13 protein-coding genes are annotated in these 12,218 nt (G+C 54.0%); 9 read left to right on the top strand and 4 right to left on the bottom strand.

Features of this window, described 5'->3' with window-relative positions:
• The first annotated feature begins 143 nt into the window (after window positions 1–143).
• The 4 genes from AADW23_RS04140 to AADW23_RS04155 are packed head-to-tail and all read left to right on the top strand — an operon-like array spanning window position 144 to window position 3,749.
• Window positions 144–1,382, top strand: coding sequence for a glycosyltransferase family 4 protein (locus AADW23_RS04140; RefSeq protein ID WP_341863268.1), 1,239 nt, complete (start codon window positions 144–146; stop codon window positions 1,380–1,382).
• Window positions 1,379–1,969, top strand: a complete 591-nt coding sequence (locus tag AADW23_RS04145; RefSeq protein WP_341863269.1) for a sugar transferase — start codon at window positions 1,379–1,381, stop codon at window positions 1,967–1,969. The genes AADW23_RS04140 and AADW23_RS04145 overlap by 4 nt, the downstream gene beginning before the upstream one ends.
• Window positions 1,966–2,562, top strand: a complete 597-nt coding sequence (locus AADW23_RS04150; RefSeq protein WP_341863270.1) for an acetyltransferase — start codon at window positions 1,966–1,968, stop codon at window positions 2,560–2,562. The genes AADW23_RS04145 and AADW23_RS04150 overlap by 4 nt, the downstream gene beginning before the upstream one ends.
• Window positions 2,559–3,749: a DegT/DnrJ/EryC1/StrS aminotransferase family protein gene (locus AADW23_RS04155; protein ID WP_341863271.1), complete on the top strand. Its 1,191-nt coding sequence runs from the start codon at window positions 2,559–2,561 to the stop codon at window positions 3,747–3,749. The genes AADW23_RS04150 and AADW23_RS04155 overlap by 4 nt, the downstream gene beginning before the upstream one ends.
• A 132-nt stretch (window positions 3,750–3,881) precedes the next feature.
• Here the strand turns inward: AADW23_RS04155 and AADW23_RS04160 are convergent, their stop codons facing one another.
• Both AADW23_RS04160 and AADW23_RS04165 read right to left on the bottom strand, forming a co-directional pair.
• Window positions 3,882–4,766: a tyrosine-type recombinase/integrase gene (locus AADW23_RS04160; RefSeq protein ID WP_341863272.1), complete on the bottom strand. Its 885-nt coding sequence runs from the start codon at window positions 4,764–4,766 to the stop codon at window positions 3,882–3,884.
• A gap of 74 nt (window positions 4,767–4,840) precedes the next feature.
• Entirely contained in the window at window positions 4,841–5,188 is a 348-nt protein-coding gene (locus AADW23_RS04165) for a hypothetical protein (protein WP_341863273.1), read from the bottom strand.
• Between the two features lie 155 nt (window positions 5,189–5,343).
• Between AADW23_RS04165 and AADW23_RS04170 the strand changes: the two genes are divergently transcribed.
• The 5 genes from AADW23_RS04170 to AADW23_RS04190 all read left to right on the top strand — a co-directional run bounded on the left by AADW23_RS04170 (window position 5,344) and on the right by AADW23_RS04190 (window position 10,190).
• Window positions 5,344–5,766 carry a helix-turn-helix transcriptional regulator gene (locus AADW23_RS04170; protein WP_118070176.1) on the top strand — a complete coding sequence of 141 codons (423 nt, stop codon included), beginning with the start codon at window positions 5,344–5,346 and terminating at the stop codon, window positions 5,764–5,766.
• Window positions 5,767–5,770: 4 nt separating this feature from the next.
• Window positions 5,771–6,067, top strand: a complete 297-nt coding sequence (locus AADW23_RS04175; RefSeq protein WP_341863274.1) for a hypothetical protein — start codon at window positions 5,771–5,773, stop codon at window positions 6,065–6,067.
• 4 nt (window positions 6,068–6,071) lie between these two features.
• Window positions 6,072–6,971: an HNH endonuclease gene (locus AADW23_RS04180; RefSeq protein ID WP_341863275.1), complete on the top strand. Its 900-nt coding sequence runs from the start codon at window positions 6,072–6,074 to the stop codon at window positions 6,969–6,971.
• 80 nt (window positions 6,972–7,051) lie between these two features.
• A complete protein-coding gene (locus AADW23_RS04185) occupies window positions 7,052–7,891 on the top strand; it encodes a hypothetical protein (protein WP_341863276.1) in 840 nt (279 codons plus the stop codon).
• A 1-nt stretch (window position 7,892) separates the two neighbouring features.
• On the top strand, window positions 7,893–10,190 hold the full coding sequence (locus AADW23_RS04190; protein ID WP_341863277.1) for a UvrD-helicase domain-containing protein: 2,298 nt from the start codon (window positions 7,893–7,895) through the stop codon (window positions 10,188–10,190).
• Window positions 10,191–10,357: 167 nt separating this feature from the next.
• Here the strand turns inward: AADW23_RS04190 and AADW23_RS04195 are convergent, their stop codons facing one another.
• Window positions 10,358–11,920 carry a relaxase/mobilization nuclease domain-containing protein gene (locus AADW23_RS04195; protein WP_341863278.1) on the bottom strand — a complete coding sequence of 521 codons (1,563 nt, stop codon included), beginning with the start codon at window positions 11,918–11,920 and terminating at the stop codon, window positions 10,358–10,360.
• Window positions 11,917–12,204: a plasmid mobilization relaxosome protein MobC gene (mobC, locus tag AADW23_RS04200; protein ID WP_341863279.1), complete on the bottom strand. Its 288-nt coding sequence runs from the start codon at window positions 12,202–12,204 to the stop codon at window positions 11,917–11,919. Before mobC ends, AADW23_RS04195 begins: the two co-directional genes overlap by 4 nt.
• Window positions 12,205–12,218 lie beyond the last annotated feature (14 nt).

Genomic DNA, 12,218 nt, shown 5'->3' on the forward strand with positions numbered 1-12,218 from the left:
ATACGCTTTATTTTTTATCTTTGTCGGGAGTGTTTTTTTGTTTGCGTCAGATTCGAAATGAAAAATCCTGGATTCTGAAGTCATGTTGCTACTCAGTTTTCTGCTCCGCCTGGAGTACTCATCACGAAAGTCACCTTCTGATCATGCATGTCCTCTATTTTCACCAACACTTTTCCACACCGGAAGGATCTGCAGGTACGCGTTCGTATGGAATGGCGCAGGCGCTTATTCGGGCCGGCCATAGCGTCACGATAGTTTGCGGTAGCTACGCTCAGGGTAAAACGGGGTTAACCAGTTCCTTTGAAAAGGGGAGGCGACGCGGCATGGTCGACGGGATCGATGTCATTGAGTTTGAGTTGGACTACGGCAACCACATGGGCTTCGCGCAACGCGTAGGTGTGTTTGCCAAGTTTGCCATCGGGTCGATCGGAGTTGCGCTGCGGGAACCCTGTGACTTGGTTTTCGCAACCACCACTCCTCTGACAGCGGGAATACCTGGAATATTTGCGCGGTGGCTTCGTCGGAAGCCCTTTGTTTTCGAGGTCCGTGATCTGTGGCCAGAGCTACCCAAAGCTATGGGGGTTATCACGAACCCCGTAGTACTTTGGTTGATGTCTGTTCTGGAATGGACATCTTACCGCTCTGCGGATCGGTTAATCGGCCTGTCGCCTGGGATTGAAGAGGGCATCGCTGCGCGGAGCGTTGATACAAAGCGCATTACCCTGGTGCCGAACGGATGCGATCTTGATCTATTTAAAACGCCGGACGAGGCATGGCGCCCTGATGGTTTGACCGACGAACAGTTGCTCGCGATCTTTACCGGCACCCACGGCAACGCCAATGGACTTGATGGAGTCTTGAATGCGGCGAGGGAGCTTCAAGCCAGAGGCAGAGATGACATTCGTATTGCGCTTGTCGGGCAAGGCCGCGAAAAAGCAAAACTTCAAGAACGGGCTCGGGTTGAGAACATCGCCAACGTCTTGTTTCTTGATCCTGTGCCAAAAGTGAAGCTGGCCGGACTAATGGCAGGTGCCGACGTTGGGCTACAGGTATTGCGCAATGTACCGGCGTTCTATTTTGGCACGTCTCCCAATAAATTCTTCGATTACATCTCTGCTGGGTTGCCAGTCATTAATAACTATCCCGGTTGGGTCGCCGAAATGGTGACTGAAAATCGGTGCGGATTTGCCGTTCAGCCGGATGACTCAGATGCGTTCGCTGACGCTTTAGAGGCTGCGGCAGACAATAGAAGCGCTCTTGCTGAAATGGGCGAAAATGCTGTTGATCTGGCAGAACGTGAGTTTAGCCGAGAGTTGTTGGGCGACCGTTGGGTGTCTTGGGTGACCGGTGCGACGGCCCACGTCAAAGGTGACGAAGGATGAAACGCCTCTTCAACATCCTTGGCGCGTCCCTTGGGTTGCTCCTGCTGTCCCCGATTTTTATCGTCCTCGTTCTCCGTATTGGCAAGGACATGGGTAAGCCCGTTTTCTTTCACCAAGTGCGTCCGGGAAAGGATGCGAAGCCGTTCAAGATGGTTAAATTTCGGTCCATGCGCGATGCTGCAGGCGCGGACGGAAAGCCCCTTCCGGATGCGGAGCGTATCACTGCACTGGGTCACAAACTGCGTTCCAGTTCGCTAGATGAACTGCCGGAACTGTGGAATGTTCTTAAGGGCGAGATGAGCTTGGTCGGCCCGCGGCCTCTGTTGATGGAATATGTCCCGCTCTATTCTCCCAAACAGGCTCGCCGCATGGAGGTCCGGCCGGGGATCACGGGTTGGGCGCAGGTCAATGGGCGCAACGCGATTAGTTGGGAAGAAAAGTTCGAGCTAGATGTCTGGTACGTCGACAACCGGACGCTTTGGCTTGATCTAAAGATCATTTGGATGACGATCGGGAAAGTTATCAAGAAAGATGGCATTTCAGCGGATGGGGAAGCCACGATGACCAAGTTCACGGGCACCGAATGAAGACTATGCTTATCATAGGCGCAGGCGGGCATGGCAAAGTCGTGGCGGATACTGCGATCGCGTCTGGGTATGATAATATCGCTTTCCTGGACGACGCTTGGCCTGAAAAAACAAGTATCGGATCTTGGAAGGTGCAGGGAAAGCCCGAGAAAAGTGACTTTCCAACGTTCTGCGCCGTTGGGAGCAATGCTGCCCGCGAGGGCATTTTTCGCGCATTTGAGTTGGACGATGCTCCGGTCCTCGTGCACCCTTCCGCGATTACGTCGCCAAGTAGCGTAGTCGAAAATGGGTCCCTGTTGGTTGCCGGGGCGATTGTAAACGCCGACGCCCGGATCGGGAAAGGTGTCATCCTGAATACTGCATGTAGCATAGATCATGATTGCGTTGTCGGCGACTTCGCGCATGTCTCCCCCGGAGCTCGGCTTGCTGGAAATGTCCGTATCGGAAAGCGGAGTTGGATCGGCATTGGGGCGGTGGTTCGGGAAGGTATCTGCATCGGTGATGACGTTGTCATTGGTGCGGGGTCTGTCGTCGTTGAAGACATTGAATCCGGCGCACGTGTTTGCGGCGTTCCTGCGAGGAAGATGACGTGATCAGTAAAAAGTTCGCCCTATGGCCCTCATTCACTCAAGAAGAGGCTGACGCGGTTCAACGCGTTCTTCTGTCAAACAAGGTCAACTACTGGACGGGTCAAGAGGGCCGCGCCTTCGAACAAGAGTTCGCCAGTTTCGCGGGGACCTCTCATGCGATTGCTGTGGCGAATGGAACGCTTGCGCTAGATCTCATTCTGGCGGGTATGGGCATCGGGGCGCATTATGGCGGCGACGCCTCGGACGAGGTGATCGTCACGCCTCGCAGCTTCATGGCCTCTGTATCCACAGTGGCCAACGCTGGGGCAAAACCGGTGTTCGTCGATGTGGATCGCGACAGTGGCAATATGTCGGCAGCAACCATCGCGCCAATGATTACGGGCAACACGAAGGCCATCATAGCGGTACACCTTGCCGGGTGGCCCTGCGATATGGATGGGATCATGGCACTGGCCGATGCCCATGGGATCATGGTGATCGAGGATTGCGCCCAAGCCCACGGTGGCACCTACGAGGGTACGCCGCTTGGCGGTATCGGGCACGCTGCCGCTTGGTCGTTCTGTCAGGACAAAATCATGACCACCGGCGGCGAAGGCGGCATGGTCACCACCAATGACGCCGCTCTCTGGGATCGCATGTGGTCGTTCAAGGACCACGGGAAAAGCTTCGATACGGTCTATAACAAGAACCACGCGCCGGGGTTTCGGTGGTTGCACGAAAGCTTCGGCACCAATTGGCGCTTGACGGAAATGCAATCCGCCATTGGCCGCATACAGCTTACGCGGATGCCCGAGTGGACGGTGAAGCGCGCCGCGAATGCTCAGGCGCTGATTGAGGCATTGGGTGCGTATGACTGTATCAGGATGCCAGTGACCCAACCTGATAGCCAGAATGCCTTCTACAAGCTCTATGCCTATGTAGACGAGACCAGGCTTTCCCAAGGGTGGACGCGGGATCTGATCGTCGCAGAGATCAACGCCATGGGCATTCCTTGCATGCAGGGCAGTTGTTCCGAGATTTATCTGGAGAAGGCGTTCGACGGAACGGGCTGGCGACCCACTCAAAGCCTGCCGGTCGCTAAGGAGCTTGGTGCGACGAGCCTGATGTTCATGGTTCACCCAACGCTGTCGCCAGCCAATATCAGCGACACGGCATCGGCTATTCGGGACGTCCTGACACGGGCGAACTAGCCCGGCCCAAAGCACCGTATCGGCGCCATCCCACTGGCTGGCGACTGTCCAGACTTCCTGCATGAAACTAATGGTGACCCCGGCAGGATTCGAACCTGCAACCTGCCCCTTAGGAGGGATGCGTTCATAGCGCTATTCCTTTTGTGATTTCTTGCTGTTGGGTGTTTGTACAGCGTCATCCTGTACGTGATTTGTACGAAAACGGGCTCTAATGTCGGCCTCATCGGTCTCTGCGTGGGCATAGATGCGCATGGGCAAATTGGGGTCTGACCAGCGGCCAGCCTTGGCTGCCGTGACCGGATCGACGCCCTGGCGGACAACCAATTCAGTGAAGAACCCGTGCCGCCCAGCGGGGTGGGCTGACAGGTACGGAATGCCAGCGCGTTTGCAGATCGTCTTCCAGCGCGTGTTGTAGCCGGTGGAACTCCCATAGCCGAAGACGCGCGCTTTCATCAGCTTGCCGGTCTTGCGGTTCTTTGGCCGCTTCGGCGGCAACGCCAGAAGCTCGTCCATCATCTGAGGCGAAACAGTGATCCAACTTTCAGGATGGCCCTTCTGCGCTTTCACTCGGACTTTGTTTTCATGCGGTCGTAGATCATCAGGCTCCAATGATACGGCCTGATCGATCCGTGCGGCCGTCTCGAACATGAAACGGACCAGCGCGGCATTGTATGGATCAGCGGCACGGCAAAATGCCTCGATCCATTCCTTGTCAGCTGGCGTGCGCTCGACGCGGCTAAGCTTCCCCCGCCGCTTGTCCTGCGCGATCCGCTCGAACTTGTCGTAGGGCTTCACGCGAATCAGAGGCGTCCCCTCCAGCTCGTGGGCGTTGTTGATCACAGCACACGCGGGCGTCACAATTTCGCGCCACCAGGTATCGGTCGACGCTTTCGGTTTCAGCTTCGGTCCAAGGCTCTTCAATAACGCGCCGGAAATCGCGCCCAGAGACAGGTCGCCGATTGCTTCGACAATCGGGATCAACTGCTTCGCTGCTTTTGGTGACGCGTTGTAGAGCATGATAGCATCAGAGAACGTCTTGCTTGGTTCGTCGCCCACGACATAGCGACGGATTTGACGTTCAGTCTCATGGTTTATCCAGTCCCGTGCGCCCTCTTCTGTAGATGCCTTAGTGCTTCGCCGGTATGGGCCGGCGATTGGCCTGCCGTTGTATTCAATCCACCCCTTGGCCCAGTAGACACGGCCCCTTTTGTAAATTTGGAGCGGCATGACTGGCCTCCTTCAAAAATCGTATCAATCTGCGCGGGCGTGATCAGCATGGTTCGCCCAAGGCGATAAAATGCACCCGTGTCATTGGCGCGTTCGCGCAAGGTGCGCTCCGAAATATCGATCCCCATCTCGGCCATGACTTCGACCCATTGCGCGGGCGTTTTACCAAGCCCCAGGATCTGAGAGCTGTCCGAATAGTTGGTCTCTGCCATTTCAGTCGTCCTTGTCCGCTAAAGTTGAATCGGCGACACGCATGGAATCGCTTGTTCTGCACCTTCTGACGTGGTCAGATGGTTGAAAACGTAAATATGCGTCATTTTGTGCTATGTTTATACAAAATTGCGCACTCGTCAATTGGGAAACTTGCATGGTGCGAGATGATGCTGAATTGTTTGCAGAGATTGGCGCTCGCCTCGCGATCTGTCGCAATGAGATAGGCGTTTCTCAGGCTGCTATGGCTGAAGCTATTGGCGTGTCACATCGTGCCTATCATAGCTACGAAAAAGGCAAACGCGGCGTCCCGGTCGAGGCCCTCGTCAAGATGCAAAGCCGCTACGATATTGACGTCGCCTGGCTACTTTTGGGCACCAAATCCATTCGGGCTGGGCATGATTTCGAGGCCCTCAAACACATCGAAAGCTCGCTGGACAAGCACCTCACCGACGAGGGCATAAAAGTCAAAAGCGAGAAGCGCGGGGCCATTGTCGCGCGCTGGTATCAATCGCATGTCGAAGGTCGTGAAGTGACGGATGATGACGTGCACACATGGATCGAGTTGGTAAGGGAGTAATCTGGTGAACAAGGCAAGCAAACGCTGGAGCATGTTGCGGCACTCAGTCTTGGAGCGCACTCGCCGTGAGGTGATTGAACCCTTTGGCCCGCTTTACCTGATCTTCCTGGGAACCAGCGTGTTCTACCTGATTGGTTTGGGTCAACTATCGTTGGCACAAAAGCCCACCGAATACTCGGTTTTGGCTGCGATTTCGATTATTGCTATCGCCACAGCTGGCTTGGCACTTCCATTTTTGACAGGTGCGGTGCTGACCTTACGCGCGGCCGATCGAAAACTGGAACGCCTTCAATGCGGGTGATCCGATGGCCTTCGGTATCTTCATCCATCGCAGCGACTCGATCTACGACGACATTCCCTCGGAGCGGTATCAGTTTCCCAAGCAATACCTCTCGCGAGCCCAACAGTGCGAAGGTGATTGGATCGTCTACCTCGAGCCAACCAAGGTCAAAGAGACCAAAGGGTACTTTGCTGTCGCTAAGGTCCAGGAAATCATTCCGGATCCTAGGAAGCAGGACATGTTCTTGGCGGTGATCGAGGCAGGAACGTATCTTGATTTTGGCGACCCTGTTTCATTCCGAGACGAGAATTCAATCATCGAAAGAGGATTGCTGAACGATCAAGGCAAGATATCCGGACGCGCACAAGCCGCAGTAAGAACCCTTTCAGCTGAAGACTTTGCCCGAATAGTCGAACGTGGTCTTGGACGAGATGAGGACATCCTGCCCCGCGTGGGCGACACGATGCAGTTGCCAGGGTTTCAGGACACGCAAACACCTTTCCAACACATGCCTGCACGGGAACGCGTCAACCAACTGACCAACCGGGCGGTTCGCGATCGTAATTTCAGAAAGAACGTCCTGCGCGCCTACGGCGAGCGTTGCGCCATCACCGGCCTACGCCTGATAAATGGCGGTGGCCGCGCCGAGGTGGAAGCCGCCCATATCAGACCTGTAGAGCATGACGGCCCCGACATTGTCAGCAACGGACTTGCCCTGTCCGGAACCGCGCATTGGATGTTTGATCGCGGCCTCGTTGGGTTGGCGGATGACCTGACTATTCTGGTTTCCCGGCAGAGCAACGATATCGAAGCCGTGACATCTATGATCAACTCGTCCGGCAAGATCTTGGTGCCGGACCGCCTCGCCAACCGGCCCAGGACTGAGTTTGTAAACTGGCACAGAGAGAATTGTTTCAAGCAGTAATGAGCCAACCTAAAGGTGTCCGTTGTAGGTCGTGGATGTCGGGCGTAGGATGCAAAAAAGAACAAGACATAAGAAGTGAAATGAAAGTTCAGAAACCGGTTTTTGGTGAAATCACACAAGGCACTTTGTTCAACTGCGCTATTGCCGACAGATACCGGGGCAAGCGTGTACACGGGTTAGGCATCACAGCTAGGTGCGACATCGCAAATGATAAATATCCAGTGCTGAACTATTTGCCGGTCGTTACGTTGTTTGATTGGATGCACTGTGACGGCTTCGAGATATTGTTCGGCAATGCCTTGAAGTCACAACGCGGAAGCTTCGAAGGCACCTTGAAACAGGCAGGGGTGGCCACAAGCGTATTGGCGTCTATCCCACGCCAGGAAGTAGTTTCCAGCTTCTTTGATGATGAGAACGCATCTAGACAACAGAAAAAGCTTGCTGGCAAAGCACACGAGCAGGCGAACCGTCTGGATGCACTCGAGGCTTTGAGCGCGGATAGTTCTAAAGACAGAAACTGGTTCCTAGATACATATGAAAAAGAGGCATCGGCGCTTGTGAAAGAGCTGGTGCAGCACAAGGTTCCCAGTTTTTACTTCATTCCCAGCGTGACCGATGAGAATGAGAATGACGGGCACGTCATCCTTCTAAGAGAAAGTGCGTTTTTGCCCCGAAGTATAGCCAAGGAAGTGGCTAACGGCGTAGATCGTCCTGAGAAAAATGATTCTGAATTAGGTATCCACCTTTCATTCGAATTTGACGACTTCGCAATGCCAGTAGGGCAAGTCCCATCTCCGAACATCGAACACATTCTGCAGACATTCTCATATATGTTCGGCCGAATTGGCCTAGAGAATTACACTGCGGATTTCATATCGGATGTCTGTGGCCGGAAATTCGTGAAAAAGGGAATTGCATGACATGAAGTACATTATTTTTGAAGAAGGCGCTGTCGACGAGTTTGTATCTAACAGGTTCTTTCAGACCATCGAGTTTGACTTGGCTCGTGCACTTTACGAGTTGGTTGCTGGAGGAGTGACCTCGGCCGTATTTCCACCTGAAGTTTCGCTGATTAAGCTGGATGATGGAATCGCATTTGCTAGTCCCAACGCCTCGAAAGACTCGCATTTCCTGGTGATAGATTTGGAGCAGTCCCGGTTCCTAGAAGAAGTAGATGCTGGCGAGACGGTATTTGTACTTCAGAAAACCCTCAGGTTTGCGAAAAAGCTTTGGCAGAATATGTCTTTGAACTTCTCGGAGAAGGTCATTCCAGCCAGTACTAAAGCCATTCTTTTTCCCTACCCTTACAAGCCAACACCGTATCGTGTGGTTATTGAACAAGCTCCCTGGGCTGACCGCCTGAAGAAACGAAACTTTGCCGGGAAATTTTTGCTCGTCTACAAGACGGGTTACGGGAAAGGCGACGCAAATAGCGAACAAGCAGGCATAACAAATTTCAAGAAAGCTTTTGAACAGGTCGATGAGGTCATTTCGAAAGCCCGTGCAATGATGCCCACGCAGGCTGCGGCGTCTACGAGCGTCGTGAAGGTATCAGAGCTGGACACCGTACCGGGCACTAACGGAACGTCAATGTTTCAGTCGTTTGATGACTGGATGAAGATGCTGACCAAAAAACAAAGGGAGTTCATTGAGGCAGATGTAAATGGTGCCCATCGTATCGAAGGTGCGGCTGGAACTGGGAAAACTCTGTGCCTGATGTTGAAGGCGATAGCTTCCCTGAAAAAGTCAGTTTCCCAAGGCACCTCGCTTCACATCGTGTTCGTAACTCACAGTGAAGCAACGAAGCGTGCTATCATTGAATTTCTTATGGTGCTCGACCCGGACAATTTTGCGGATCGTGATCGCTTTTTGGAGAAAAATACTCTGAAGGTTTGCACATTGAGTGAGCTTTGTGCCGAGCAACTGGCCCAGCATATTAGCGAGTCCGAGTTCATAGACCGGGATGCCTTAGAGTCAAAAGAAACACAGCTTCTTTACGTTAATGAAGCGTATTGTAGCGCGATGGAAAACGACTTTCCATCTCATGAGAGATTTTTGTCGACTGACCTTAGAGAGTTCCTAAGGGATACAGACGGCTGGGCGATTACGGAAATGCTCCAACATGAGATCAGCGTTATGATCAAAGGGCGCGCTTCCGAGGACTTCGATGCCTACAAAAATGCTCCCTCTTTGAAGTATGGAATCCCAATAAACGGCGACGCTGACAAAGGCTTTGTTTTTGCGATATTCAGGAAATACCAAGAGCAGCTCGGGGCGGTATCCCAGTTTGACACTGACGATGTGGTCCTAACAGCCATCGGTCAGCTTGATACGCCTGTATGGCGGAGGAGACGTGTTAGGGATGGATATGATGCGGTGTTCATCGATGAAACCCATCTGTTCAACATAAATGAACTCCACATTTTTCACTACTTCACAAAAAGTGACACCCATTTCCCAATTGTCTATTCGGTCGACCGTACTCAGGCAGTAGGCGATCATGGTTGGACTAATCAAGATATCTCTGAGACGCTAACCGGCGGACCAACAAAAGAGGATCAGAGTAAACTGCAGACGGTTTTCAGATCCTCTCCCCAGATCGTAGAACTGGCGTTCTCGATTGTGTCTTCCGGCGCTACTCTCTTTACAAACTTCGACAATCCGCTTGAAGCCGCTGCATCGAGCTTCACGGATGAGGAGGAGCGGATGTCGGCGCAACCCATGTTCCGCTCTTATCCAAATGATCAGGCGATGATTGAAGGCGCTTACGAACGCGCGGAGGCCATGCAGAAGGATATGGGATGCAAGAAAGGTAAAGTTTTGATTGTTGGCTTCGACAAAGGTTTGGTCGAGAGCTTACAGGAATACGCCAAAACAAAAAACAAACCTCACATCCTGCTAAAGAAGCGTGGTGACGTTGAAGCCGTTGGTGAAGCCGAAGCTTCTGGGAAATTTGTTGTAGCCCATGCAGATTTTGTTGGTGGGCTAGAGTTCTCTGGAGTTGTTGCCGTTGGTGTTGACAAGGGGCGCTTGCCTCCCTCGAAGGATCAGTCGAGCGAAAACAGCAAACACTTCCTATCCTATTCGTCGCACAATAGGCTATATGTCGCCGTCAGTCGCGCGAAATACAGAGTGGAACTTCTTGGGGACCAATCACGGGGACCTAGCGACTTGATCGAACCTGCGGTTAAGGCCGGCATTCTAAGTCTGCAGCCATAGGTAGCGATGGGCGGATAAGTACTTATTGCCGTGATTATTGGGGGCAAATTTCGGTTCTTTGGTAGAGGTAGCCAGCAAACCGCATTAGCGGCGAAGGCCCGGCTTCCACCGAGCTCCAATCGACTAACTACTTACAATGACTGAAAAAATATGCTCTTCCATATCACCTAATGGGTGAGCCTTTGGTTGAGTTCCCGCGTGTCTAACTCTCGTTCAGCCGCCTCTCGGCGTCTTTCGCTAGTTTCCAGCTGGTTTCTAATCCCGCCCGAAGAGTCTCGTAATTCTGCTCCTCGCGCAGCAAGTCGACTAATGTGGTGACGGACGTGAGATGTGATTTCATCAATAGCGCCACGCAATGCGCCAAGCCATTCACCTTGCTTTCGATCCTGCTGGTCGAGCGCGTCTCCAAGGCGTGCAATTCCGTGGCTGAGCTCTCGCAGGCCGTCACCAACCGTTCGACGGATGCGAGCAATTCGCGCTCCAATGCTGTCAGGGGCGTTGTCGGTGGATTGGTCATCTAAGGCTCCTTGATCTCGATGCAGATGATTGGCGTTTGCGCCATCGTGCAGGTCTTCAACTCGGTCCGGTCGGGGTCCAGCGTCACCCATGTCTGCCCCGCCTGTTCGATCCGTGTCAGGCCAAGCCTCGTCATCTCCGAACGCGTGATCAAGCCCGTCCAAAACCAACTCGCGATCAGCACTGTCGCGATCCAGGATGAGACCATCCCCACGATCACCCAGGGTGAGATCGTCAACCAGCGCCTGATCGTCTCGCTCCGCCTCTCCAACTCGCTCCTGCTGTCGCTGAGAAAGAACCTGATATCGGTTTCGATTGTATGCAGCGCGCTGGTCGCAATGCTGCTGAAATCGCTCCTGAAGCTTTCCAGTTGAGATTCCATCAAGGCGGCGTGGTCGCTGCGTACTGTCTTCAGGTCCGCGTTCAATTTCTCGGCGAGGCGGTTCGGCTTGCCAGTCGTCATGGAAAATCTCTCCTTTCAATCGCCAGCGCTCACCGGTGTCGGGGTCTTTGGCGGTGATGTAATCTTTGCTGGCACGGGGGATTTCGAAGCCCGCATCAGTGAGTGCATCGATCATGCTGGCGCGGTCGGTGATTGTGCCGACGCTAATCTGATCGAGGATCCAATCGTGCAGCGCTTCGCGACCTTGCGCGCGCGTCGGCGCTTCAATCGTCGCTCTCACTTCGCGGGCGTGTTCTGGCTCCAAAGGGTCTGCCCAACCGTGCGTTTTGTTCATCAAGTCGCGAAGGTTGGCAAAGGCGTTCTCATGCCCTGGAGGAGCGATGTTCAGGGCCTTGCCGGTGCTAAGCTCAAGTCGTGGCGTGCAGAAGTGCAGCTCGACATTGCCTTCATGCGAGTGGCGCACCCAAAGGCAATCGTATTGATCCCTGTCCAGCCCAGCAAAGGCCAGAGCCTCAAAAAGCTCAATGGCCTCTTGCTGGGCGTCAGGACTGGGATCATCGCTATCGGCAAAGCTGATCACACCTGCCGTGTAACTCCATTTGTTGGGGCTCGCGTCGATCAGGTCGCGGGTCTGATCGGGATTGCCGTGCAGCACTTCGGGCAACGGGTCGCGGATCTTGGTTTGCGGCTCACCGCTGTCATCGCGAATAAGGTTGCGGTTGTCGTCGTAGACCAGAACTTCACGCGCTGTCAGGTAGTCTACGGGGGCCGCACCGCCACCTGTTCCAGTGGAGAAGAACGAGATGATCATGCGTCACCGCCTGTGTGTGCCGCCACAATCTGTGCCAACTGCCGTTCGATGACCACCAGCTGAGCAGCGACCTTGAGCGCATCGATCTGGCTCGCACGGCCAGATTTGACCGCGCCGTTGATCCAGCGAGAGAGCTGATTGAGGTTACCGCCGACACGGGCAATCGCAAAGGTCAGCCTCGGGTCAACACGGGGGACGGGCTTGCGCCGACGTGCCTCGACCAGCCCCAAGGCCTCTCGCATCAGCGTGGCATTGGGCAGGCCAGCGGCGCGCGCTTTGGCCACGAGTGCTGCCTTTT

It is taken from the genome of Gymnodinialimonas sp. 57CJ19 (assembly GCF_038396845.1).
Classification (GTDB): domain Bacteria; phylum Pseudomonadota; class Alphaproteobacteria; order Rhodobacterales; family Rhodobacteraceae; genus Gymnodinialimonas.